The sequence below is a fragment of the Burkholderia sp. EMB26 genome (genome assembly GCF_024730645.1).
In the GTDB taxonomy this organism is placed as follows: Bacteria; Pseudomonadota; Gammaproteobacteria; order Burkholderiales; family Burkholderiaceae; genus Burkholderia; species Burkholderia cenocepacia.
The window spans coordinates 161748-185354 of record NZ_CP078071.1 but is presented as its reverse complement, the minus strand read 5'-3'; the positions used below and the strand labels follow the sequence as shown (position 1 = coordinate 185354).

Genomic DNA, 23607 nt, shown 5'->3' with positions numbered 1-23607 from the left:
GCCGAGGACGCCCGCGGCTACTTGGTCGCGGTCGGGCCGCCGTTCGCGGGCACGGGCGTCGTGGTCTTGAAATGGCTCGACTCCCTGACGAGCTGCTCGGTCATCGCGGCGGCTACCGGATTCGCGCCGGACGACGAACCGCCCTGCCGATACGAACCGGTGCTCGCCGACGGCATCGACTGCATCGGCGGCGGCGGCAACGACGGGTCGAGCTTCGCCGATTCCCTGACGAGCGCCGCCGTCTCCGGCGTTTCGGATTTCGTCGCGGCCGGCGGCGCGGCGGCGGCGTGGCGTTCGAGGCCATCGCGCTTGCGCGGCGCGCGTTGCGTGACCTGTGCGGGTGCGGCGGACTGAGCCGACCGAGCGGGCTTGGCGGCCGGCGTGGGCGGCGGCGTCGCTGGGGTCGAATCCTGAGCGTCGACCGTCACGACGTTGACTTTCGGCGGCGGGGCAGCCGGCTTCGTCACCGGTTGCGGCTTGTCGCTGACCACCGGAACCGCGGCAACCGCTGCAGGCGGGGCGACGACGCGGGCAGTGGCGGCCGGCGCGGGCGTGGGTGCGGTGGGAGGCGGCGCGGCAGCCGCCTGCTTCGGCGCCGTCGCGGCAGCCGGTGCCGGCGGCGCGATCGCGCCCTGCACCGCGTGGTCGTTGCCCGCGGGCGCTGCGGCAACAGGCGCGGCCGAATCGCCGATGCCGGCGTCCTCGATCGCACGGTGGTCCGCGCGCAGGAGCATCACGTACGCGGTGCCGGCTGCGGCGACCAGGAGCCCGCCGGCGATCATCATGGTTTTACGGGTACTCGTCATGCTTGCTCACCGATCATATCGACGTGAACAAGCCATCATACGCGGCCAACGTCCGTTGATCCCGCATGAATACATTTGGTTGCATTGATGTCGGCGCAGGCCGGCGGGGCCGTCCGATGCCGCGCCGCACTATCGTCAGACGGGAAAAAATTGCCCGCCCTCGCCCGTCAGATACAGAAGATCGCGACCGCGATCCCGCCGAACAGCAGCCACTTGACGATGTAGTACACGGTGCGATTCCACGCCTTCAATCGCTTGCCGGCGCGGCGAATCGCATACAGGTACCGGAACGCGCGATTGAGCCCGCCCGTGCGATCGCCCGTTTCGTTCGGCGATGCGGCCGCGCGCATCAGCAGTTGCCCGAACGCATCGTTGATGCGCTGCGCCCAGCGATATTTCATCGGGCGCTCGATGTCGCAGAACAGGATCACGCGATCGTTCGCGGTGCGGTTTTCGGCCCAGTGCAGGTACGTCTCGTCGAACATCACGGCCTCGCCGTCACGCCATGCATACGATTCGCCGTCGACGACGATCCGGCACGCGTCGTCGTTCGGCGTATCGAGCCCGAGGTGATAGCGCAACGAGCCCGCATACGGATCGCGATGCAGCCCGAGCTTGCCGCCCGGCGGCAACTGCGCGAACATCGCGGCCTTGATCGACGGAATCCGCGACAGGATCTCGACCGAGCGCGGACACAATGCCTGCGCGGACGGATGCGGCGCGTCGTACCACTTCAGGTAGAAACGCTTCCAGCCGTTGCGAAAGAACGAATTGAAGCCGATGTCGTTGTACTCGCCCGATGCCTTGATCCGGCTCGCGTCGCGCAACGCGAGCGCTTCGGTGCGGAACGTGCGCCATTCGCGCTGCAGCACCGCGAGCTCCGGAAAGTGATCCGTGTCGAGAAACGGCGTGGTCGGCACCGACGAGAACGCGTATGAAAAGCAGTTCAGCGGCGCGGTAAAGGTCGAGTGGTCGGAGAGTTGCCGGAACAACCCGTGCCGAACCTTGCCGCGCCGATGCGTGTACACGACACACGCAATGAACACGATCAGCAGGACCCAGCGCATCGATATTTCCCCCGTAAGCTGTTTGCCAGAATTCTAGGTACGGGAAAAATTTCTTGCACTGCCGCGCAGGCCGCGCGGCGGGCGTCGTCACGATGCGGCGAGATGCCGGAACGATCCGCGCCGAAACGCCGAAAAGCCCGCGTATACGCGCTTTTCGGGCCATCCGGCGCGTGCGCGGCATGCCGCCGACACACGCGCCGGCGGCGATTATTCCGGAAACGGCAAATCAGTTTGTCCGTCTGCGCGCATACCGAACGTGTTCAGCGTCATCGCGACGAGCGCGTAGTAGCCGAGCAGCGCGACGAGGTTCACCACGGTCTCGTGGCCGAAACGCGCCTGCGCGCGCGCGAACGTCGCGTCGCTCACGCGGCGCGTGTCGTACAGCTCGGTGGCGAACGCATGGATCAACGCGTCGTCGTCCGATTCGAAAGCAGGCGCGACGCCGAGCCGGATCGCGTCGGCCGTCGCGGCCGGCACGCCGGCCTCGAGCGCGATCGGATGATGGATGTGCCACTCCGCCTGCGAGCGCCAGCGCGCGGCCGTCACGAGAATCGCGAGCTCCGACAGGCGCAGCGGCAGCCCGGTGCGATAGCGGCAGAACGCGCCGAGCTTCTGCGCGTGCTGGGCCAGCTCGGGGCTCGCGATCCAGCCGAGAAACGGCCCGTTCAGGTTGCCGCGCGGGCCGCTGAGAATGTCTGCGAGCACGGCCTTCTGTTCGTCGGTGGCCGACGCGGGGTCGAAAGGAGGCAGTCTGTCTGTCATGGTGAGGATTCGCTGAGATCGGGGTTCATGCACCGGCCGACGCGAGCGCCGCGCCGATCGCACCGGACAGCCGCTCGACGATCGTATCGATCTGCTGCGCGGTACACACGAACGGCGGCGCGATCAGGATGTGATCACCGTGCACGCCGTCGATCGTGCCACCCATCGGATACACCATCAACCCGCGCTGCATCGCCTCGCGCTTGACCGCCGCGTGCAGCTTCAGCGCGGGGGCGAACGTCGCCTTGGTGTCGCGATCGCGCACGAGCTCGACGCCGACGAACAGCCCGCGGCCACGCACGTCGCCGACGTGCGGGTGCGCGCCGTAATGCTCGCGCAACGACGCACGCAACTGCTCGCCGCGCGCCTTCACGTTGTCGAGCAGCTTGTCCTCGGCGATCACGCGCTGCACTTCGAGCGCGGCCGCGCAGGCGGTCGCATGGCCGAGGTACGTGTGACCATGCTGGAAGAAGCCCGAACCGTCGACGATCGTGCGATAGATCCGGTCGCTCACCAGCGTCGCCCCGATCGGCTGGTAGCCCGCACCGAGCCCTTTCGCGATCGTCAGCAGATCGGGCGCGACGCCGTCTTCGTCGCAGGCATACCGGTAACCCGTGCGCCCCATCCCCGACATGATCTCGTCGAGGATCAGCAGCACGCCGTACTTGTCGCACACCGCGCGAATCTTCTGCAGGTACGTGCGCACCGGCGGCACGGCGCCGGCCGTCGCGCCCACCACCGTTTCCGCGACGAACGCCGCGACGTTTTCCGCGCCGAGTTCGACGATCTTCCGTTCGAGCTCGTCCGCGAGGCGCTGCGCATACGCTTCGTCGGTTTCACCGGCCTGCTGGTCGCGGTACGCATAGCACGGGCTCACGTGGTGCGCCTCGATCAGCAGCGGCAGGAACGGCTCGCGTCGCCAGGCGTTGCCGCCGATCGCGAGCGCGCCGAGCGTGTTGCCGTGATAGCTCTGGCGCCGGGCGATGAAATGACGGCGCTGCGGCTCGCCCTTCTCGACGAAATACTGGCGCGCGAGCTTCAGCGCGGCTTCGATCGCCTCGGAGCCGCCCGACACGAAATACACGTGATCGAGCCCGGCCGGCGCGCCGTCGACGAGCCGGTCGGCCAGTTCCTCGGCCACGTCGGTCGTGAAGAACGACGTATGCGCGTACGGCAATTGCTGCGCCTGCCGCTTGATCGCGTCGATCACGCGCTGGTTGCTGTGGCCGAGACACGATACGGCCGCGCCGCCGCACGCGTCGATATAGCGTTTGCCGGTCGAATCGATGATCTCGATGCCGTCGCCTGCGACGGCAACGGGCAAGGTGGCGCGCGGGGCGCGATGGAAAACGGTCGTCATGCGTGGCCTCATGGATCAGGATGCGCGGTGAGCGCGTCCGGACGGCACGATGCGCGTCGCGAAGCGCTGCGTGCCGTGTTGGTGAACGGTGAAATCGATCGATGCCGCGCCGATCGCGAACACGGCCGTCGCCAGCGTGTTCTCGTCGTCCGGATCGGCCGGATCGTCGCGGTAGATCGGCAATCCTTCAGGCGCGCGATCGCCGAGCACGCGCAGCAGCGCGGCTTCGTCGATCGTGTCGATGCCGGGCGTCAACGCGTCGACGCGACGCTGGCGGTCCGCCGACGACTGCGTGACGATCTGCGCTTGCGCGTCGCAGCCGGGATGCACGAGATGGTTCGCATGGCCGGCGAGCCGCGCGACCTCGATGACCGAACAGCGCGCGACGCTCGCCTCGATGCTCAGCAATCGCGCATCGCCGGTCGCCCCGAGCGTGTGATGAAAGCCGCTCGCGCGCGCGTGCCGGCGCAGCACGTCGACGGCCGCATCGAGCGACGTCGCGTCGAGCACCGCACGCGCGAGGATCATGCGCGGCACGTCCGGCGCCGGCGTGCGGATCCGCAGGTTGTTGATCGCCTGCGCGATACCCGCGCGGTTCGCGGCGAACGTATGGCCCGGCAGCGAGCCGGGGTAGTAGAAACTGACGAAGCCCGGCTTGCCGGCCGGTTGCACGTCGACGAGCAGGCACCGTTCGCGCAGGTACGGATCGCCGTCCTCGTTGTGCGCGATCCAGCGCTTGCCGTCCGCATCGCGCGCGGCAAGCGTCGTGCAGCCGTCCGGCGCGTTGTGGATCAGTTCGCCGCGGCAGTTCCACAGGAAGATGTCCTCGGCCGGCCAGCCGATGCCTGCCGCGATCCCGTCCAGCTCCGCGACGAGGTCGGGGTACGCGGCGAGCGCGGCCCGCCGCAACGCGTCGACGAACGGATGGCCGCGCCAGCGGCGCACGGCCTGCCATGCGCTGCTCTGCTGCATGTACGCGTCGAATACCGGGCGGGCAAGCTCGCCCAGGCGCACGCCGATGTCGAACGGCGTGCCGGCGATGACGGGAGAAAGGGAAAGCGGCATGTCGGAAGTTTCGGTTTCGTTCAGGACACGTGTTTCAGGAATTCCTTCAGGCGCGGCGTCGGCGGCCGGTCGATCAGGTCGACCGGATGGCCGTCCTCGGCGATGCCGCCCTGATCCATGAACAGCAGCCGCGTGCCGACCCGCTTCGCGAAGCCGATCTCGTGCGTGACGACGATCATCGTCATCCCTTCGGTCGCGAGATCCTGCATCACTTTCAGCACTTCGTGGCGCAGCTCCGGATCGAGCGCCGAGGTCGGCTCGTCGAACAGCATCAACCGCGGCCGGATCGCGAGCGCCCGCGCGATCGCGACTCGCTGCTGCTGGCCGCCCGACAGCTCCGACGGGTAATGATTCGCGCGCGATTCGAGGCCGACCTTGTCGAGCAGCGCCATCGCCTGGTCGCGCGCGTCGGCGCGCGACGCGCCGCGCACCTGGATCGGCCCGAACATCACGTTCTCGAGCGCGGTCATTTGCGGGAACAGGTTGAACTGCTGGAACACCATGCCCGCTTCGAGCCGGATGTTGCGGATCGTCGTCGCGTTGCCGCGCACGCTCTGGCCGTCGACCAGCAGCTCGCCGCCGGTGATTTTCTCCAGCGCGTTGATACAGCGCAACATCGTCGATTTGCCCGAGCCCGACGGACCGACCACGACGACCACCTCGCCCGCGTCGATCTTCAGGTCGATGTTCTTCAGCACCGGCACGTGGCCGAAGCTCTTCGACACGTTCTGGAATTCGATCATGCTCATAAGATTTTCATCCGCTTTTCGACGAGCCGCAGCGTCAGCGTCATCGCGCCGGTCAGCAGCAGATAGATGACGGCCACCGCCGTCCAGATCTCGACCGCCTGGAAATTGCCCGCGATGATTTCCTGCCCCTTGCGCGTCAGTTCGCCGACGCCGATCACGATGAACAGCGACGTGTCCTTCAGGCTCACGATGCACTGGTTGCCGAGCGGCGGAATCAGCCGCCGGAACGCGAGCGGCCCGACCACCTTGAGCAGCACGCGCGGCATCGACAGGCCCATCGCGAGCCCTGCTTCCGTCAGCCCCTTCGGGATCGACAGCAGCGCGCCGCGCACCACTTCCGCGAGATACGCGCCGGAATTCACCGTGATCGCGATGATCGCGGCCGTCAGGCCGTCGATGCGGATATGCGCGAGCAACGGCAACGCGAAGTACAGGAACATCACCTGCACGACGATCGGCGTGCCGCGGATCAATTCAATATAGACCTGTGCGAGCACGTTCATCGCCTTCGGTCCGTATGCGCGGAACATCCCCGCGATCATTCCGACGACGAAGCCGCCCACCAGCCCGAAAAATGCGATGAACACCGTCAACCGGACCCCGTCCATCAGGTCCGGCAGCGCCGCCCAGATCGCCGACCAATCGAAATTCACTTGTCGCTCCCCGTTCGATTCAAGACCGGCGCGGCCGTTCGGCCGCGCCATGCTGCGTGGTCACGCTCACATCTTCGGCGGCTCGGCGCCGAACCACTTCTTGTAGATCTGCGCGTAGCGACCGTCGGCCTTGATCTTCACGAGCGACGCATTGACCTTCGGCACGAGCGGGCTGCCCTTCGGGAAGCCGATCCCGTACTTGTCGCCGCTGACCGGCTGGCCGGCGACCTGCACCTTGCCCTTGCCTTCGTTGTTCACGAAGAACAGCACGTTCGGCGTATCGTGCATCGCCGCGTCGACACGGCCGGCTTCCAGTGCGAGATAGGCCTGGTCGATGTTCGGGAACTGGCGGACCTCCTTCGGCTTCAGGTGCGCCTTGATCCAGTCGATCGTCGCGGTGCCCGTCTTCGCGGCGATCACCTTGCCGTTCAGGTCGTCGATCGACTTGATCGACGTATTGCCGGCCTGCACCATCGCGGCGAGCCCGCTGTCGTAATACGGCGCGGAAAAGTCGATCGCCTTCTTGCGCTCTTCCTTGATGGTCATCCCGGACAGCGCGACGTCGATGTTCTGCGTCTGCAGCGCCGGAATCAGACCCGCGAAATCCATCGGCTGGATCGTGTATTTCCAGCCCTGGTCCTTCGCGATCTCCGCCCACAGGTCGAGATCGAAGCCGACGTACTTGTCGCCCTGCTTGAACTCGAACGGCATGAACGACGTATCGGTCCCGACGACGAGCGTCTTGGTATCCGCGTGCGCGAGGCTGGCGCCGAGCGCGGCGACGACCGCGACGGCTTTCAGGAAGGAACGGCGACTCATGGTTTCTCTCCGCATGATTGAGCGATGTAGCCGGCCAACAGGCCGGCGGAACGACGACATCAAGCCGCACCGCAACATGCGATGTCGAATTAGACCTTAGTGCAACAAGTGTTGTCAATGGCGATACTACGACAACAAAAAAGTCCGCAACAGGTAAATGCATCGAGACAAACCCGGGCCGCGCGGCGCGGATAGATCGGAGGAAAACGGGAGGACGGCGGTGCAGAACGCCCCGCCGGATCGCACCGCGCCGAGGGGCGGCGGCACGGGGAGAGAAGATGGGTGCGCCGTGCCGCGATGGCCGTGCGCGCCGAGCCGGCAACCGCCGGCTCGGCTCAATGCGGGTGGCGAAACGCCCGGGCAATGGCCAACGGGCAACGCGCCGATGCCGCGCCGCTCACGCCGCGACCCCGCTCGCCTGATGCGACACGAGCCGCGCATACGCGCCCTGCCGCGCGATCAGTTCCGCGTGGCGCCCGGCCTCGATCACGGCGCCCTGCTCCATCACGAGGATCAGGTCGGCATTGCGCACGGTCGACAGGCGGTGCGCGATGATGATCGACGTGCGCTGCGTCATCAGGTCCTCCAGCGCCGCGCGGATCTGCTGCTCGCTGATCGTGTCCAGGTGCGACGTCGCCTCGTCGAGGATCAGCACCGGCGCATCCTTCAGGAACGCGCGCGCGATCGCCACACGCTGGCGCTGGCCGCCCGACAACTGCACGCCGCGCTCGCCGACGCGCGTCGCGAGCCCGTCCGGCAACCGCGCGACGAAGTCGCCGAGCGCCGCGTGGTCGATCGCGCGCCGCACGTCCGCGTCGGACGCATCGTTCGCGGCGAGCCGGATGTTCGCTTCGAGCGTGTCGTTGAACAGATAGGTATCCTGCGCGACGAGCGCGATGTGCTGCCGCAGGTCGTCGAGCCGCAGGTCGCGCAAGTCGACGCCGCCGAGCGTCACGCGGCCCTGCTGCGGGTCCCAGAAACGCAGCAGCAGGCTCGCGACCGTCGACTTGCCGGCGCCCGACGCGCCGACCAGCGCGACCGTGCTGCCGGGCGGCACCTCGAAGCTCACGCGGTCGATCGCGGGCACGCCGCGCCCCGGATACGTGAACGACACGGCCTCGAACCGCACCGCCGGATCGCCTGGCATCGCGTGCGCGCCGTCGGTCACCGTCACGGGCTCCTTCTCCAGCGCGCGCAAGCGGCGCGTCGACGCGATCGTGTCGGCCAGCTGGCGCGCGACCTGGCCGATTTCGGCGACCGGCATGAACGCGGCCACCGCGACCAGCACCAGCAGCGGCAACGACTCGCGCGGGAACCCGCCGCGGGCGCACAACCATGCGCCGAGCGCCGCGACCGCCAGCCCGCCGAGCCCGCTCGCGACTTCCAGCGCGGCGCTTTGCGTCGACAGATCGTCGAGCAGCTTCGCGCGCTGCCGGCGGTACGCATCGACCTCGGCCACGAACGCCGCGCGCCGGCGCCCGATCGCCTGGAACGCGGTCAGTTCCGCGAGCCCCTGGATCGTTTCGGTCAGGTGCGCGCCAAGCTGGCCGAGCGCTTCGCGCGCGCCGGTGCCGAGCCGGTCGACGTCGCGCCGGGCCAGCACGGGCGCGAGCCCGGCCCACAGCAGGAACGGCAGCAGCACGAGCGCGAGCGGCCACGCGACCGACGCGAGCAACACCAGCACGCCGGCCGGCACGAGCACCGCGACGAATGCCGGCGCCAGCGTGTGTGCGTAAAAGTATTCGACGGTCTCGACGTCCTGCGTCGCGAGCGACACGAGATCGCCGGAACGGCGGCGCAGCAGCCCGGCCGGCGCGAGCCGTTCGAGCGTCGCGAACAGCGCGATGCGCATTTCCGCGAGCAGCCGGTACGCCATGTCGTGCGCGAGCCACGATTCGAGCCAGTGCAGCACGGCCGCGACCGGCGCGATCACGAGCAGCGCGGCCACCAGCCCCGTGCCGACCTGGCCGGTCGGCACCGCGCCGACCACTCGCGCGCCGAGCACGCCGACGCCGATGAACGCGAGCACGCGGCCGATCCCGAACAGCACGGTCAGCACCACCTTGCCTTTCCATGGACGCACGAAGCGCAGCAGCGTCCGCACCGTTTCCGGCCAGCCGATCGTCGCCGCGTCGTCGTTCAGCGGCCGCACCTGCGGGCCCGACGACGCACGCGCGGTCGCGCCGGCCGCCGCCGTCGTGCCGACGGATTCGGCGACCGCTTCCAGTTGCGGCCCCATCAGCCGGCGATACGGGCCGTCGCGTGCGATCAGCGCCGCATGCGTTCCTTCGTCGACGACCTGCCCCTGGTCGAGCACCAGGATGCGATCGGCGCCGATCACGCTGGACAGCCGGTGCGCGAGCACGAGCGTCGTCCGTCCGCGCGTGAGCCGGTCGAGCGCCTGCTGGATCAGCGCTTCGTTTTCCGCATCGACCGACGACAGCGCCTCGTCGAGCAGCAGGATCGGCGCATCGCGCAGCAGCGCGCGGGCGATCGCGATGCGCTGGCGCTGGCCACCCGACAGCACGAGCCCGCGTTCGCCGATGCGCGTCGCGTAGCCGTCGGGCAGCGCCGAGATGAAATCGTGCGCGTTGGCGGCGCGCGCGGCCGCGATCATGTCGGCATCGCTCGCATCCGGGCGGCCGAGCCGCAGGTTGTCGGCAACGCTGCCGTCGAACAGCGTCGCATCCTGCGCGACGACCGCGATCATGACGCGCACCTGGTCGGCAGCGAGGGTCCGCACGTCATGGCCGCCGATCCGGACCGCGCCGCCCTGCGCGTCGTGCTGGCGCAGCAGCAGGCGCACGATGGTCGACTTGCCGGCCCCGCTCGGCCCGACGATCGCGACCGTCTCGCCTTCGCGTACCGAGAAACTCAGCGCCGCATGGGCATCCGCGCGACGCCCCGGATACGCGAAGCGCACGTCGTCGAACGCGATCTCCGGCCGCAGGCCCGCCACGCGCGGTGCGTCGGCGGCCGGCGCCTGACTGCCCGCGTCGAGCAGCGCATGGATCGCATGCGCCGCCGACTGGCCGATCATCCCCTGATGCAGCACCGCGCGCAGGTCGCGCAGCGGCCGGAAGATCTCGCTGCCGGCCATCAGCACGATCAGCAGCGCCTCGAGGCTCATGTCGCCATGCCGCACGCGCCACGCGCCTACCGCGATCGCCGCGGCCGCGCCGAGGCCGGTGCCGAGATCCGTGAAGAACCGCGTCAGCAAACCGAGCGCGAGCACCCAGAACGTGCTGTCCGACAGCGCGCGCGCCTTCGCGGCCAGCTTCGCGCCGAACGCGCTGCTCTGCCCGAACGCCTTCAGCGTCGGCAGGCCCTGCACCGCGTCGAGAAACTCCTCGCCGAACGCCTTGAACGCGGCCGAACGGGCGAGCGCCGCGCGCTGGTCCGCGCGATGCACGAGCTGCGGCAGCGCGAGCGTGACGAGCGCCGCGACCAGCAGGATCGCGGCCGTCGGCACGTCCCACCACGCGAGCATCGCGAAGATCATGATCGGCGCGCATGCGGCGATCACGAGCTGCGGCAGGTAGACGCCGAAGAAGGTCTGCAGCTGCTCGACGCCGTCGACGACGGCCAGCATCACGCCGCCCGTGCGTTCGCCGCTGAACCATGCGGGGCCGAGCGCGGCGATCCGGTCGAACAGCCGCGCGCGCAGCGTGGCCTGCACCCGGCCGGCCGTGTGCTGCGCAAGCACCGTGCGGCGATGATCGAGCCATGCACGCAGCAGCACGCAGGCCGCCGTTGCCACGACGGCTTCGCCGATGCCGCGCGCCGGCGCGCCGGAGAAAACCAGCGCCAGCACGCGGCCGAGAAACACGAAGCGGAGGATGCCGACACCCATCGCGAGCAGCCCGAGCGCGACGGCCGCCGCCACCCGCCAGCGCAGTCCCGTCATCATTGCCCATAGTCGTCGGTCGAAATACATGCAGCCCTCCGGTCGGTGTTTCGTTGCGTTTTTCTGGACCGGATCGAGGCTACCCGCGCGGCCCGCGCGCGGCAAAAGATGATTTTTCAACGGGTGTTGAGTCAACTACAATACCCCGCATGTCGCACCTTCCTCCCCTCAGCGCACTGCGTGCTTTCGAGGCGGCCGTCCGCCTCGGCGGGTTCGCGCGCGCGGCGGCCGAGCTGAACGTGTCGACCAGCGCGGTCAGCCACCAGATCCGTTCGCTCGAGGAATCGCTGGGCGCCAGGCTGCTCGAACGCAGCACGGGGCTCGGCGGCATCAGCCTCACGCCGGCCGGCACGCGCCTGCTGCCGGCCGTCAGCGATGCGCTGTCGCGTCTGACCGACGCATGCGCCGAGATTCGCGGCACCGCGCAACGGCTCACCGTGTCCGCCAACGCGCCGTTTTCGTCGATGTGGCTCGCGCGCCGTCTCGCGGAATTCTCGTCGCTTCATCCCGACACCCCGCTGCATGCGGTCGTGCTCGACGACGAGCCGGATTTCGCGCGCAGCGGCGTCGACCTGGCGATCGTGCACGTACCGGCGCACCGGCTGCGGGCCGACGACGACGTGCTGATGCGGGAAACCGTGTTTCCGGTCTGCAGTCCCGAACTGTTTCCGTACGCCTCGGGGTACGTGTGCCGCTCGCGGCTGCTGCAGGAAATGCACGAGGACAGCCCCGAAATCGACTGGCGCAACTGGGCGGTGCACTTCGGCTTGCCAGACGACTTCGAGACGAAGATCGTCCGTTACAGCAGTTTCAGCCAGGTGATCGGCGCGGCCGTGGGCGGCGCGGGCATCGCGCTCGGGCGCGTACCGCTGATCGAGCCCGAACTGCGCAGCGGGCGCCTGGTGCCGCTGGTGCCGGGCCTCTCGCGCGATGCGTCGTGGCGCTTCGTGCTGCGCCGCCATCCGTCGACGCGACACCGGCTGCTCGATCCGTTGATCGCGTTCCTGCGCAACGAAGCGGACGCGCCGCCGTTCGTCTCGAAGAAGGTTGCGCCCGCATCCAACGACAGTCACGCACGGGGCGCGGGCGGCGCCTGACGCGCCGGCTCGCGAAGCCGGCCCGCGTTGCCGGCCCGCGTTGCCGGCGAACCGCTTACGGCGTCGCGAAGAACAGCGCGACGACGCACGCCATCCCGCCGAACCACACGAGCGAGCGCAGCGACGCCCAGTTCAGCAGGTACATCAGCGCATAGACGACGCGGATCGCGACGAACGCCATCGCGAGCTGGTCGACGCGATGCACGTTCGCGCCGTTGTGCCACGCCACCACCAGCGCGGCCGTGAACAGGGCGAGCGCTTCCCACGAATTCTGATGCGTGGCCTGGGCGCGGGCACGCCAGCCTTCGAGCTTCGCCAGGTACTCGCGCGGCGCGCGGTTGTCGTAACCCTTGCGGGCCTTGGCGAGAAACGTCATCGGGAACGGCAACAGCGCCACGATGAACAGGCACAGCTGGGACGTCGTCATCAAAGTCTCCTCCGTTATGATTACATTGATCAATGACAAGATCGCCGAGAGCTTAGCATTGCGGCATGCCGTTCGCGCACCGGTTTTCTAGACGGGAGACTCGGCCGGGCAAGCCGCGGGAGACGGCGTGCGGCCCGCTGCGGCGCCAAAATTTCCACCAAATCGTCGACAAATACGTTAATTAAAACTGGTCGAACACCAATAAGATAGCGTTCAACACTGGCTTGGCGCGATCGCGCCAGCCCACCGTTTCACGCCGCGCCAACCGCGCACCGAACGACATCCGACCCGAGCCCTTGCCATGCCCCGTCCCATCGTCGCCCATATCCGCCCCGACGCCGTCCGCCACAACCTCGACTTCATCCGCCGCACCGTCGCGCCATCGCGCGTGTGGGCCGTGATCAAGGCCAATGCGTACGGCCACGGCATCGAACGGATCTATCCGGGCCTCGCGGCCGCCGACGGCATCGCGCTGCTCGATCTCGACGAAGCCGTGCGCGTACGCGAGCTCGGCTGGGACAAGCCCGTGCTGCTGCTCGAAGGCGTCTTCGAGCCGGCCGACGTCGAACTGGCCGATCGCTACCGGCTGACGGTCGCCGTGCACTGCGACGAACAGCTCGACCTGCTGATCGCCGCGAAGCCGAAGCAGCCGATCGACATCCAGCTCAAGATGAATTCCGGCATGAACCGGCTCGGCTATCGGCCGGCCGCGTTCCGCGCCGCGTGGGAACGCGCGGCGAGTGCCCCGTCGATCGGCAAGATCACGTTGATGATGCATTTCGCGAACGCCGACGAAGGCGAAGTCGACTGGCAGTTGGAGCAGTTCGACGCGACCACGGCCGGGATTCCGGGCGAGCGCTCGGTGTCGAATTCGGCGGCCGTGCTGTGGCATCCGCGCGCGCATCGCGACTGGGTGCGGCCCGGCACGATCCTGTACGGCGCGTCGCCGACGGGCGCGGCGCGGCATATCGCCGACACGCCGCTGCTGGCCGCGATGACGCTGACCAGCAAGATCATCGGCGTGCAGACGCTGGCGCCGGAAGAGACCGTCGGCTACGGCCGCCGCTTCACGGCCGACCGGCCGATGCGGATCGGCGTCGTCGCGTGCGGCTACGCGGACGGCTATCCGCGCCACGCGCCGACCGGCACGCCGATCGCGGTGGACGGCGTGATGACGCGCGTCGTCGGCCGCGTGTCGATGGACATGCTGACCGTCGACCTGACGCCTTGCCCGAACGCGGGCATCGGCTCGAGCGTCGAGCTGTGGGGCGACCAGGTGAAGGTGGACGACGTCGCGGAAGCCAGCGGCACGATCGGCTACGAGCTGATGTGCGCGCTCGCGCGCCGCGTGCCGGTCGTGATCGTGCCGCCCGGCGCGTCGACCGTGCAAGCGCCGCTGCGGACGGGGAGCTACGGACGCTGACCGGCGACGCTGCGTCGCGGCGGCGGTACGTGACCGCGTCGCCGCGCATGCCATGCTGTCTATCTGCTTGCGGGCCGCCTCGGGCGGCCCGTTCGCTTTGCAGCGCCCCCCACGCGCGCCGGCGACGACGCGGTACGGCGTTGCGCGCCGTGCAACGACACGCTGCGTGCCCGCCTCCGTCAACGCATCACGAACGCCACGTCGGCTTCCGCTTCTCGAGGAACGCGTCGATCCCCTCGCCCGCATCCTCTTCCATCATGTTGCGCGCCATCACGTCGCCCGCATACGCATACGCTTCGTCGAGCGGCAACTCGCGCTGACGATAGAACATTTGCTTGCCATAACGCACCGCGGCCGGGCTCTTCGCGACGATCTCCGCGACCTTGCGCGCGACGGCTGCATCGAGTGCGTCCTCGGGCACGGCTTCGTTGACGAGCCCCCACGCGGCGGCCGTCGCCGCATCGACGAAGCGCCCGGTCATCAGCATGTCGAAGGCGCGCTTGGCCGCGACGTTGCGGCTCAGCGCGACGGCCGGCGTCGAGCAGAACAGCCCGACGTTGATGCCCGACACCGCGAAGCGCGCGGTATCGGCCGCGACCGCGAGGTCGCACGCGGCGACGAGCTGGCAACCGGCCGCCGTCGCGATGCCGTGCACGCGTGCGATCACCGGCACCGGCAACGCGCGCATCGCGAGCATCACGCGGCTGCACTGCGCGAACAGCGTGCGGTAGTAGTCGAGTTCGGGCTTGCCGCGCATCTGCCGCAAGTCGTGGCCGGCGCAAAACGCCTTGCCTTCGGCGGCCAGCACGACGCAGCGCACGTGCGGATCGGCCGCCAGCGTATCGAACGCATCGTGCAGGGCCGACAGCATCGCTTCGGACAACGCGTTGAACTGCTGCGGGCGGTTCAGCCGCAGCGTGACGACGCCGTCGTGCGCGTCGCGCAGCAGGATCGGCTCGGCGGTCTGTTGATCGGGTTCCATGGGGCTCCGCTGGACGGGGGTCGACAGGTTGCGCGGCGAGGCGGGCGAGTGGTCATCGCGCCCGCTCGCTCGCGGCATATCCGGGAAATGGTCCTCCACATTGCGCATCGCGTCCAGCCACGTCGCCGCATGCGCCTGCGCGGCGGCCTGCCGGCCACTACGCCACGCCCTTGCCGCTCGTGCGTCAACGGCGCGGCTGCGCGGCTTCCGCGCGGCCTGCCGTCCTCGCCGCCAGCGCGGCCATCGCATAGGCGACGCATCCGAGCGCCGCGACCGCCCACAGCGCATCGGTCGGATCCGGCAACAGGATCGTCGCGGCGCCTGCGACGGCCACGCCGAGCAGGCTGCCGGCCTGCCGCGCCGCGTTGAGGAACCCGGATGCCACGCCCGCCGCGTCGGCAGGCACCTGTTCGAGCACCGTCGCGATCATCGGCGCCACCGACAGCGCGGTTCCGGTGCCGAATGCGACCATGGCCGTCCAGACCACCGGCCACGGCGCACGCAGCGCGAGCGCAAGCGCGATCGCCGGAACGGCCAGCGCCGCCATCGCGAGGCCGTTTGCCATCAGCCTGACCGGACGCACCCGGCCGTGCAGTTTTCCCGACAGCAGATTGCCGAGCGACAGGCTCAGCGCGAACGGCAACAGCGTCAGCCCCGTCTGCCGCGCACTCATGCCGAAGCGCCCGTGCAGGTACAGGCTCAGCACGAACAGCAGCCCGAAGTAGCCGACATAGACGAGGCTGCCCATCAGGTTCATCGCGACGAAGACGCGATTGCGAAACCACGCGAGCGGCACCATCGGATGGCGGGCACGCCGCTCGATGACGACCAGCACCGCGGCGGCGAGCGCGGCGACCAGCAGCGCGCCCCGGACCTCTGTGGCGCCGAAGCCGCGCGTCGGCAGTTCGATCACCGCGAAACACAGCGCACCGAGCGCCGTCGCGCCGACGCACTGGCCGGCCCAGTCGAACGGGCGCACGTCCCGCGCGGCCGACGCCCGAACGAGCGCCGCCGCGCCGGCAAAGGCGACCGCGCCGGTGGGCACGTTGATCAGGAACGCGCTGCGCCAACCGAAATCGTCGACCAGGATTCCGCCGAGTACCGGCCCCACGGCGACCGCGACCGACGCGATGCCGGCCCACACCGCGATCGCCCGCGCGCGCTCGACCGGCACGTCGAAGGTGCTGCGCACGATCGCGAGCGACGCGGGCAGGAAGAGCGCGGCGCCCATGCCCTGCCCGAAACGCGCGACCACGAGGACCGCCACCGACGACGCGCCCCCGCACGCCGCCGACGCGGCGACGAACAGCGCCAGCCCGGCCAGATACACGTGCTTCGCGCAGAACCGGTCGGACAGCGCGCCGCCTGCGAGGATCAGCGCGGCGAAGCTGAGCGTGTACGCGTCGACGATCCACGCGAGTTCCGCGACCGTCGCGCCGAGGCTCGTGCGCATCGCCGGCAGCGCCACGTTGACGATCGTCGAATCGAGCACCGCCATGAACATGCCGACCGCGACGAGCGCCAGCGTCAGGCGCTGCTCGCGCGCCGTCGGGTGGTTCGGTGTCGCCACCGAGACGGGTGCGGGGACGGAAACGGAATGGCAGTCGGACATGACACCTCCAGGCAGATGCCGGGAGTCTAGGACCGGCCGCGCGATGCGGAAAAGTGATAATTTCGCATTTGCCTGATGCAGATCTGCATCACCGATTCCCGCCCGTCGCCACCAGCCCGATGACACAATCGATCCGCATGAACTGGGACAACGCCCGCTTCTTCCTCGCCCTGGCGCGCACCGGCACGCTGCGCGGCGCCGCGGCGCAGCTGAACGTCGACCAGGCGACGGTCGGGCGCCGGATCGCCGCGCTCGAGGACGAACTGTCGGCCCGGCTGTTTCTGCGCACGCCGACCCTCTATGTGCTGACGACCGCGGGCGAAGCGCTGCTCGAACCGGCCGAAACGATGGAACGCGCGTCGCTGACGATCGAGCGCCGGGTAATGGGGCTCGACGAGCAATTGGCCGGGTCGGTGCGCATCGCCACGACCGACACGCTCGGCAAGCGCTTCGTCGTTCCGGCGATCGCCCGCGTGCGGCGCAAGCATGCCGGCATCGACGTGATATGCGTGACGTCGGCGCAAATCACCAACCTCACGCGCCGCGAGGCGGATCTCGCGATTCGCACGTTGCGGCCGGAATCGCCGGACCTGATCGTCAGGCGGCTCGGTCATCTCGAAACGGGCATCTACGCATCGCGCCGCTACCTGGCCGAACGCGGCGAGCCGGTCGCCGGCAGCGCGTTCGACGGGCACGATCTGGTGATGTACCAGCAACCGGTGGTGCCGACGATGTGGGACGCGCTGTGCGGCGAACCGACTTCGCGCGGCCGCGTGATGTTCCAGACGTCGTCGACGATGATGCTGGTGGAGGCCACGCTCGCGGGGCTCGGCATCGCGGAGCTGCCGTGCTTCCGCGCCGACACCGAGCCGGAACTGGTGCGCCTCATGCCGCAGCGATGCAATCATTTCGACGTGTGGCTCGTCGCCCACACCGATCTCTACAAGACCGCGCGCGTGCAGGCGGTGATCGAAGCGGTCGTCGACGAATTCGCGACGGCGGCGAGCGCGACGACCGCTGCCCGATAACGCGGGTTTCAGGCTTTTCAGGCTTCTGCGTCAGCGCACCGGGGGGTGTCTCCGGCTACGCGAGGCACGCACGCCCGACCACACCTGACCGACGCCGACGGCGAAAAAAACCATACCCATCGCGCCGATGGTCAGCACGGTGCCCCAGATCGCGCCGAACGTGTTCATCCGCGCGGTCGTCCTCGGCGCGTCCGGCGCATAGCGCACTTCGACCGTCGCGCCGTCCTCGACGCTGACTTCGCCGCCTTGCGCATAGTCGACCTGCTCACCCGCGAGCGTCGTGAACGTGATCTCCGGATGATGCGGACCTGCGTTCAGCTTGACCACGCGCCCTGGCACGACGACCGACGTTCGCAGGAATTCGCGTGTCGACTGCGCGTACAACGCAGTGCCGATCAGCATGCACGTGCCCACGATGGTAAAAACGATGCCCTTCGCGATCCGCCACTCGATGTGCTGCGCAGCGGGTCGCCCGATTTCAGTTGCCATCTGCTTCGTTCCGCTCCTGATGTTCGTCAATGCCGGGCATGCGGCGCATGATGCGCCGCCACGCCGCCCTCGGCATCCGGCAGGATACGGACATCCCGGCACGCTGTAAATTGCGTACGCAAGCTCGCGCCGGGCCGCTCGCGCGTCAGCCCGCGAGCTTCTTCAGCGCGTCGAGCACCGCATCGCCCTTGAACGGCTTCACGATCCAGCCCTTCACGCCGGCGGCCTTGCCGCGCTCCTTCATCGCCGGGCTGCTTTCGGTCGTCAGCATCACGACGTTGACCGCCGTGTTCGCCAGTTCGCCGCGAATCTTCTCGACCATCGTCAGGCCGTCCATGTTCGGCATGTTCACGTCGCTGATCACGAGGCGCACGCCGGGCGTCGCCTTGAGCTTCGCGAGCCCGTCCTTGCCGTCGACGGCCGTCGCGACGTCCAGCCCGTGATTGCGCAGGAAGCCGGCCACTTCGTCGCGCACCGTGCCCGAATCGTCGACCACCAGAATCTTTGCCATGTCGTATTCCCCTTTCGTTGTTGCTGACTTCAAAACAGTTCGAGTTCGCCCGATTCGACCATCGGCCCGACGTCCTGCACCGATTCGCGGAAATCTTCCGGCGACCAGCTGAGGCTGAACACGAAACGCTGGTCGAGACGGACCGAACGCCCCGATGCCGGATCGGTCATCCGGTACTTGAAACAGAGCTGCGGGCAGTCGCCGCCGAACGAGATGAACTTCTGCTTGTGATTGACGACGAGCGGCACCTGCACCGGATGGCGCGCCAGCGCCTCGGCGTCGCCGAGATAGCGGTTCTTGAACGCGCCCCACACGAGGTTGGTCAGTTCGCCGAGCACGCTGTTCACGTCGCGGAAATCCGGCGCGCGGCCGCCGTCGCGCGTGCCGCCGAGCATGTCGAGCAGCGGCTGCTCGCTCGTCTGCAGCAGCATGTAGCCGCGGCACCACGCGCTTTCGAGCGCGATCAGGCTGAACACCTCGCCGAAGATGATCTGGTCGCGCACGATGCACGGCGTGTCGTGCTCGATCGTCATGCCCGGGAACAGGCTGTCGAGGCGCGCCTCGGTGATCTCCGAGATGCCGCGCACCAGCGCGTTCGGGTAGTCGCGGCCGAACAGGTATTCGTCGATCGCGCGCTCGAGCGGCGTCATGTCATCGGCGACGTAGGCCGCGCATGCGACGCGCGCCAGCGCATCGGGCAGCCCGTCGCGTGACGCGAGCGATTCGCGGCGCAGGATGATCGGCAGCTCGGGCCGCAGCGCGTCGATCTGCGTCGCGATGATCGCGCTCTCGACCGGCGAGCCGCCGTAATCCTCGGCCAGCAGGATCGCGCCGAGATCGATGTTCGAGCGCAGCACCTTCAGCAGCCGGCTGCGCCGCACGGTCAGGCCGACCAGGTTGTGCTCGTCGCAGAAACGCTTGATCGCGTCGGCGTGCACGCGGCTGTCGTCGAGCACGAGCACCTTGCTGACGGGTTGGTCTTCGGTCATCTCACGGGTTCCTGATGGTCGGTCAGAACAGTTCGAGCTCGCCGCCGGTTTCCACCGTGGCCGTTTCCGGCACATGGAAATCGACCGGCGCGTTCGCGCACACGCACAGCGTCGCGCCGACCCGCACGTCGCCGTCGAGCGTCAGGTCGTACGCAGCCACGTAATCGGGCGCGAGCGCACGCATGTAGTCGATGCTCGCGCCGCTCAGCAGGTAAGGCGTCGACATCCCGAGATCGGGAAACGGCGCGGTCAGCGCCTGGTTGATCGCGCCGCAACACAGATTCGCGACCTCCATGAACGCTTCGGTCAACGGCCGCTGGCTGCTCGTGCCCGCAGCCGTGCCGGCGAAATGGCGGCGCGTCGCGTCGTCGTCGCTGAAGCGCAGCGCGAGCAGCAGGCGGAAATGCAGCGCCGAGATCGTCAGCACGGCCACGTGTTCGGGCACCTTCGGCTTCGATCGCGATTTCGCGAGCACGCGATCGGGCGCGTCGGGGTCGTGACCGGCGGCCGGCCGGATCTCGCACGCGCCGCCGGCCGCGAGCCGCGTGCGCGCGGCATCGAAAAAGATCCGTTCGAAACCGGCCCTCGCCTGCGCACTGATCACGCGGCTTCTCCTTCGATTCGCGCGTGCAGTTGCCCGGCCAGCGTCTCGACGGTCGCGAGCGCGGCCGTGATCATCTTGCCGCCGGCCTGGATGTCCTGGAACGTCGCGGCCGTCACGAGATCGTTGCGGTTCAGGCTGTCGCGATAGCTGTTCGACAGTTGCTGCGAGCGCGCGGCCAGCCCGCGCACCTCGCTCGCGACGATCGAGAAGCCGCGCCCGGCCGTGCCCGCGCGCGCGGCCTCGATCGACGCGTTCAGCGACACGATCGATACGTGCGCGACGATCGCGGACAGTTCCTGGTTCTTCGTGCGCATGTCCTGGTTCTGCGTGGTCAGCGAGATCATCTGCTCGTGCCAGCGCTCGAACGTGCCGGCGAGCCCGCGCAGGCGCGCGGCTTCGTCGGCGATCTTCAGCGCGTGCTGCGCGAGCGCCGCGCGGTCGGCCGACAGCGCCTGCAACGCGTCGCGCTGCGCGCCGTTCGCGGCGGTCTCGCGCGTCAGCGCCTCCGCCAGTTGCGCCTCGCGTTGCGCCCATGCGTCGGCGGCGTCCGCATGCGCCGACGCCGCTTCATCGGCACGTGCGCCGGCTGCATCGAGCGCGTCGCGCAACGCATCGGCCTCGCGCGTGAGCGCCGCGACGAGCCGCCTGCGCGTCACGCGCAACACGACCGCCGCCGCCACCGCGACGACTACGCCGCCCGCCGGCGCGGCGGCCACCTGAATCATCCACGCCTGCTCGATCACGCCGTCACTCCGCTGCGCCGATATCCGCGATGCGCGCCCGCTGCGCGTGCGCGGCACCGTCCGCCGCGAAGCGCGCCGGCAGCGACACGATCGTCTCGAACGCGCGATACGGCGCGCCGACGCGATCGTCGGTGAAGCGCAGCGCGATATCGCCGCCGTCGCGCTTCAGGAAATTGCGCACCGCGTCCATGCCGACGCCGCGCCCCGATACTTCGGTCACCGTCTGCGCGGTCGAGAAGCCCGGCCGGAAGATCAGCTCGGCGACCTCCTCGTCGGACAGCGCCGCTTCGCTGTCGGCATCGATCCAGCCGCGCTCGCGCGCGATGCCGCGAATCCGGTCGAGCGCGAGGCCGCGGCCGTCGTCGCCGAGCACGAACCACAGCTCGCCGCCGCCCACGCCGACCGCGATGTCGATCGTGCCGGACGCCGCCTTGCCGGCCGCGCGCCGCTCGTCGGACGATTCGATCCCGTGGTCGATCGCATTGCGCAGCAGGTGCATGAACACGTTCTTCAGCGTCGCGACGATCTCGCTGCGCACGCGCTGGCCGTGACTGTCGATATGCACGACGGGCGCCGGCTTGCCGAGCTCGGCCGCGAGCGACGGCAGCGACTCGATCACGCCGCCGAGCGCGTCGCCGATCCCTTGCGTGCCGAGCTGGCTCAGCATGCGCCGCACCGCATCGCGCGCCGCGTGCCAGTCGGACGCGTTCGCCGGATCGGCGCCGTCGAGCACGCGCAGGCTCTCGCTGATGTGCGCGCGCTCGACCATCAGGTAGTCGGCGCCATGCTGCGCCGGCTCGCCGCTGCGGCCGAGCGTGACCGCGTTGATCGTCGCGTAGTGGTCGACGGCTTCACGTACGCGCGCCAGATCCTCCATCAGCGCGTCGCGGTTCCACTCGGGGCCGCTGTCCGCGCGGCGCAGCGATTCGTACGCCTGCTCCGCTTCGTGGACGATGTTCGTCAGATGCTGCAGGCTGTACGTGCGCGCATTGCCCTTGATCGTGTGCATGTTGCGGAACAGCGCGGCGACGATCGAGTGATCGGCGCGCTCGTGCTGGCGGATCATCCGCTCGTTCTCGCTGAGGAAGCCCTTCGCGCTGTGCACGAAGTCGTGGAACTTGTCCTGGCTGATCGACAGGATCTCGCCGATCATCTCCAGGCGACGCTGTTGCTCGCCGGCCTGCGCGGTCAGCTCGCGGATCTCGGTCACGTCGCGCACGCACAGCATCAGGCGCACGACCGTGTCGGTCTCGTCGGTGATCGCCGACCAGCTCAGGTCGAGCCACTTCTCGCGGCCGTCCGGCATCCGCTTCGCGACCTCGTTGACGAGCAGGTGCTCGTTGAACGCGAAGTTCATGCTGTCTTCGCCAAGGCATGCGTGCACGGCCGCGTCGACCTGCGAGCGCGCGTCGGCGCCGATCGCCGAATCGTCGAACACGAGCGCCATCAGGTCGCGGCCGGCAATGTCGTTCGTCTCGAAGATGGTTTCGAGGTACGCCGAATACTCCGCATGCACGACGCCGCCTTCGACGACGGTCAGGATGCCCTGCTGCATGTTCTGCAGCATCGCCTGGATGTCGGCCGTCTTCTGCTTCAGTTGCGCGGCGTTCTCCTGGATCTTCTCGATCATCCCGTTGAACGCGACGATCGAGTGGCCGATTTCGTCCATCCGGCCCACCGGCACGCGGCGCGTGAAATCCTGGCTCGTCGCGATCTCGCTCATCGCCGTCTGCATCCCGATCAACGGGCGCGTGATCTGGCGATACAGCACGAAGCCGAGCGCGGTCAGCAGCACGATCACCGTGCCGGCGACGCCCGCGATCGCGGTCGCCGTGGTCGCGAGCATCCCGTTCAGCGCGCCGATCGCGTCGTCCTTCTGGCGGTTCTTCTCGACGCGCAGCGTGTCGACGATGCTTTCGAGCTCATCGCGATACTGCGCGACGTTCGCGAACAGGTAGGCCTGCGCCATCTCGGCCTTGCCGTCCGTCTTCATCTTCACGGTGTCGTCGATCGCCGCGAAGTAGTTCACCGCGCTGTCCTTCGCCTGCGTGACGAGCCCTTCCTGCGCGCGGCCGACCGCCGATTTCGCCTGCGCGTCGAGTGCGGCGCGCAGCGCCGCCTGCTTCGCCTTCAGCTCGTCGCGCGCCTGGGCGGCGGTGTTCGCGTCGGGCGCGTAGACGAGCGTCATCGTCGCGATCTGGATGTTCTTCACATCGGCGACGAGATCCGCCGACGCGAGCGCGCTCGGCACGATTCCCTGGGTGACCTGACGCACCTCGGATGCGCTCTTGCGCGTCTGGTACACGGCATAAGCGCCGATCGCGGACAGCGCGAAGAACGTCAGGACGACTAGCAGCGTAATGCGATGACGGATGGTCATGAGTACAGCTCCCCGCAGCGATCCGGGTTCGATCGCCCTCTGGTCTATTGAAAGAATATGAGCGCCGAATTATCGGGGATGGTGTATGACTGTCCGATGACCGAAAATCAATCGGTCATTGAGAAAAATGAAAT

At 68.7% G+C, this 23607-nt stretch carries 21 protein-coding genes; 3 read left to right on the top strand and 18 right to left on the bottom strand.

All coding sequences use genetic code 11. From position 1 onward, the window contains the following. Positions 1-17: 17 nt before the first annotated feature. The 9 genes from KU887_RS17580 to KU887_RS17540 all read right to left on the bottom strand — a co-directional run bounded on the left by KU887_RS17580 (position 18) and on the right by KU887_RS17540 (position 11218). Positions 18-806, bottom strand: a complete 789-nt coding sequence (locus KU887_RS17580; RefSeq protein WP_212251044.1) for an extensin — start codon at positions 804-806, stop codon at positions 18-20. Positions 807-973: 167 nt separating this feature from the next. Then, the gene (lpxO, locus tag KU887_RS17575; protein ID WP_048989111.1) at positions 974-1873 is read right to left on the bottom strand and encodes a lipid A hydroxylase LpxO; all 900 of its coding nucleotides are present in this window, start codon (positions 1871-1873) and stop codon (positions 974-976) included. 207 nt (positions 1874-2080) lie between these two features. Continuing rightward, positions 2081-2635: a carboxymuconolactone decarboxylase family protein gene (locus KU887_RS17570; RefSeq protein ID WP_006486233.1), complete on the bottom strand. Its 555-nt coding sequence runs from the start codon at positions 2633-2635 to the stop codon at positions 2081-2083. Positions 2636-2660: 25 nt separating this feature from the next. Further along, positions 2661-3995: an aspartate aminotransferase family protein gene (locus KU887_RS17565; RefSeq protein ID WP_006486239.1), complete on the bottom strand. Its 1335-nt coding sequence runs from the start codon at positions 3993-3995 to the stop codon at positions 2661-2663. Between the two features lie 15 nt (positions 3996-4010). Then, positions 4011-5060 (bottom strand): C45 family peptidase, encoded by a 1050-nt coding sequence (locus KU887_RS17560; RefSeq protein WP_258256920.1) that lies wholly within the window; start codon positions 5058-5060, stop codon positions 4011-4013. Positions 5061-5080: 20 nt separating this feature from the next. Next, positions 5081-5809, bottom strand: a complete 729-nt coding sequence (gene glnQ, locus KU887_RS17555; RefSeq protein WP_006486238.1) for a glutamine ABC transporter ATP-binding protein GlnQ — start codon at positions 5807-5809, stop codon at positions 5081-5083. After that, positions 5806-6513 carry a glutamine ABC transporter permease GlnP gene (glnP, locus tag KU887_RS17550; RefSeq protein ID WP_020979474.1) on the bottom strand — a complete coding sequence of 236 codons (708 nt, stop codon included), beginning with the start codon at positions 6511-6513 and terminating at the stop codon, positions 5806-5808. Before glnP ends, glnQ begins: the two co-directional genes overlap by 4 nt. A 15-nt stretch (positions 6514-6528) precedes the next feature. After that, on the bottom strand, positions 6529-7281 hold the full coding sequence (gene glnH, locus KU887_RS17545; protein ID WP_006486224.1) for a glutamine ABC transporter substrate-binding protein GlnH: 753 nt from the start codon (positions 7279-7281) through the stop codon (positions 6529-6531). Positions 7282-7678: 397 nt separating this feature from the next. After that, positions 7679-11218 carry an ABC transporter ATP-binding protein gene (locus KU887_RS17540; RefSeq protein ID WP_258256918.1) on the bottom strand — a complete coding sequence of 1180 codons (3540 nt, stop codon included), beginning with the start codon at positions 11216-11218 and terminating at the stop codon, positions 7679-7681. 119 nt (positions 11219-11337) lie between these two features. On the opposite strand from KU887_RS17540, the gene KU887_RS17535 reads away from it, so the two are divergent. Continuing rightward, positions 11338-12285, top strand: coding sequence for a LysR family transcriptional regulator (locus tag KU887_RS17535; protein WP_006486231.1), 948 nt, complete (start codon positions 11338-11340; stop codon positions 12283-12285). Between the two features lie 55 nt (positions 12286-12340). Here the strand turns inward: KU887_RS17535 and KU887_RS17530 are convergent, their stop codons facing one another. Beyond that, positions 12341-12712 carry an MAPEG family protein gene (locus tag KU887_RS17530; RefSeq protein WP_006495095.1) on the bottom strand — a complete coding sequence of 124 codons (372 nt, stop codon included), beginning with the start codon at positions 12710-12712 and terminating at the stop codon, positions 12341-12343. A gap of 301 nt (positions 12713-13013) precedes the next feature. Here KU887_RS17530 and alr point away from each other — a divergent pair, with 301 nt between their 5' ends. Continuing rightward, complete coding sequence (gene alr / locus KU887_RS17525; RefSeq protein ID WP_006495097.1) at positions 13014-14135, top strand: alanine racemase; 1122 nt, start codon at positions 13014-13016, stop codon at positions 14133-14135. A gap of 187 nt (positions 14136-14322) precedes the next feature. On the opposite strand, the gene KU887_RS17520 is transcribed toward alr, so the two are convergent. Beyond that, on the bottom strand, positions 14323-15117 hold the full coding sequence (locus KU887_RS17520; RefSeq protein WP_059723151.1) for an enoyl-CoA hydratase: 795 nt from the start codon (positions 15115-15117) through the stop codon (positions 14323-14325). Positions 15118-15301: 184 nt separating this feature from the next. Then, positions 15302-16729 (bottom strand): MFS transporter, encoded by a 1428-nt coding sequence (locus tag KU887_RS17515; RefSeq protein WP_258256914.1) that lies wholly within the window; start codon positions 16727-16729, stop codon positions 15302-15304. A gap of 137 nt (positions 16730-16866) precedes the next feature. Between KU887_RS17515 and KU887_RS17510 the strand changes: the two genes are divergently transcribed. Continuing rightward, on the top strand, positions 16867-17757 hold the full coding sequence (locus KU887_RS17510) for a LysR family transcriptional regulator (protein WP_258256913.1): 891 nt from the start codon (positions 16867-16869) through the stop codon (positions 17755-17757). A 30-nt stretch (positions 17758-17787) separates the two neighbouring features. Here KU887_RS17510 and KU887_RS17505 read toward each other — a convergent pair whose 3' ends face one another. The 6 genes from KU887_RS17505 to KU887_RS17480 all read right to left on the bottom strand — a co-directional run bounded on the left by KU887_RS17505 (position 17788) and on the right by KU887_RS17480 (position 23473). Beyond that, positions 17788-18246: a DUF3592 domain-containing protein gene (locus tag KU887_RS17505; RefSeq protein WP_034202500.1), complete on the bottom strand. Its 459-nt coding sequence runs from the start codon at positions 18244-18246 to the stop codon at positions 17788-17790. A gap of 145 nt (positions 18247-18391) precedes the next feature. Beyond that, a complete protein-coding gene (locus KU887_RS17500; protein WP_006486240.1) occupies positions 18392-18757 on the bottom strand; it encodes a response regulator in 366 nt (121 codons plus the stop codon). A 29-nt stretch (positions 18758-18786) separates the two neighbouring features. Next, positions 18787-19746 carry a chemotaxis protein CheX gene (locus KU887_RS17495; protein ID WP_006486236.1) on the bottom strand — a complete coding sequence of 320 codons (960 nt, stop codon included), beginning with the start codon at positions 19744-19746 and terminating at the stop codon, positions 18787-18789. Positions 19747-19768: 22 nt separating this feature from the next. Beyond that, on the bottom strand, positions 19769-20350 hold the full coding sequence (locus KU887_RS17490) for a hypothetical protein (protein WP_058902967.1): 582 nt from the start codon (positions 20348-20350) through the stop codon (positions 19769-19771). Beyond that, a complete protein-coding gene (locus KU887_RS34585) occupies positions 20347-21075 on the bottom strand; it encodes a methyl-accepting chemotaxis protein (protein WP_309138192.1) in 729 nt (242 codons plus the stop codon). Before KU887_RS34585 ends, KU887_RS17490 begins: the two co-directional genes overlap by 4 nt. Positions 21076-21097: 22 nt before the next feature. Then, positions 21098-23473, bottom strand: coding sequence for an MCP four helix bundle domain-containing protein (locus KU887_RS17480; protein WP_258256907.1), 2376 nt, complete (start codon positions 23471-23473; stop codon positions 21098-21100). Positions 23474-23607 lie beyond the last annotated feature (134 nt).

What these genes read in the sequence shown, in the direction of transcription:
- KU887_RS17580 (WP_212251044.1), bottom strand. Translation starts at nt 806, where the DNA reads ATGACGAGTACCCGTAAAACCATGATGATCGCCGGCGGGCTCCTGGTC.
- lpxO (WP_048989111.1), bottom strand. Translation starts at nt 1,873, where the DNA reads ATGCGCTGGGTCCTGCTGATCGTGTTCATTGCGTGTGTCGTGTACACG.
- KU887_RS17570 (WP_006486233.1), bottom strand. Translation starts at nt 2,635, where the DNA reads ATGACAGACAGACTGCCTCCTTTCGACCCCGCGTCGGCCACCGACGAA.
- KU887_RS17565 (WP_006486239.1), bottom strand. Translation starts at nt 3,995, where the DNA reads ATGACGACCGTTTTCCATCGCGCCCCGCGCGCCACCTTGCCCGTTGCC.
- KU887_RS17560 (WP_258256920.1), bottom strand. Translation starts at nt 5,060, where the DNA reads ATGCCGCTTTCCCTTTCTCCCGTCATCGCCGGCACGCCGTTCGACATC.
- glnQ (WP_006486238.1), bottom strand. Translation starts at nt 5,809, where the DNA reads ATGAGCATGATCGAATTCCAGAACGTGTCGAAGAGCTTCGGCCACGTG.
- glnP (WP_020979474.1), bottom strand. Translation starts at nt 6,513, where the DNA reads ATGGCGCGGCCGAACGGCCGCGCCGGTCTTGAATCGAACGGGGAGCGA.
- glnH (WP_006486224.1), bottom strand. Translation starts at nt 7,281, where the DNA reads ATGAGTCGCCGTTCCTTCCTGAAAGCCGTCGCGGTCGTCGCCGCGCTC.
- KU887_RS17540 (WP_258256918.1), bottom strand. Translation starts at nt 11,218, where the DNA reads ATGTATTTCGACCGACGACTATGGGCAATGATGACGGGACTGCGCTGG.
- KU887_RS17535 (WP_006486231.1), top strand. Translation starts at nt 11,338, where the DNA reads ATGTCGCACCTTCCTCCCCTCAGCGCACTGCGTGCTTTCGAGGCGGCC.
- KU887_RS17530 (WP_006495095.1), bottom strand. Translation starts at nt 12,712, where the DNA reads ATGACGACGTCCCAGCTGTGCCTGTTCATCGTGGCGCTGTTGCCGTTC.
- alr (WP_006495097.1), top strand. Translation starts at nt 13,014, where the DNA reads ATGCCCCGTCCCATCGTCGCCCATATCCGCCCCGACGCCGTCCGCCAC.
- KU887_RS17520 (WP_059723151.1), bottom strand. Translation starts at nt 15,117, where the DNA reads ATGGAACCCGATCAACAGACCGCCGAGCCGATCCTGCTGCGCGACGCG.
- KU887_RS17515 (WP_258256914.1), bottom strand. Translation starts at nt 16,729, where the DNA reads ATGTCCGACTGCCATTCCGTTTCCGTCCCCGCACCCGTCTCGGTGGCG.
- KU887_RS17510 (WP_258256913.1), top strand. Translation starts at nt 16,867, where the DNA reads ATGAACTGGGACAACGCCCGCTTCTTCCTCGCCCTGGCGCGCACCGGC.
- KU887_RS17505 (WP_034202500.1), bottom strand. Translation starts at nt 18,246, where the DNA reads ATGGCAACTGAAATCGGGCGACCCGCTGCGCAGCACATCGAGTGGCGG.
- KU887_RS17500 (WP_006486240.1), bottom strand. Translation starts at nt 18,757, where the DNA reads ATGGCAAAGATTCTGGTGGTCGACGATTCGGGCACGGTGCGCGACGAA.
- KU887_RS17495 (WP_006486236.1), bottom strand. Translation starts at nt 19,746, where the DNA reads ATGACCGAAGACCAACCCGTCAGCAAGGTGCTCGTGCTCGACGACAGC.
- KU887_RS34585 (WP_309138192.1), bottom strand. Translation starts at nt 21,075, where the DNA reads ATGATTCAGGTGGCCGCCGCGCCGGCGGGCGGCGTAGTCGTCGCGGTG.
- KU887_RS17480 (WP_258256907.1), bottom strand. Translation starts at nt 23,473, where the DNA reads ATGACCATCCGTCATCGCATTACGCTGCTAGTCGTCCTGACGTTCTTC.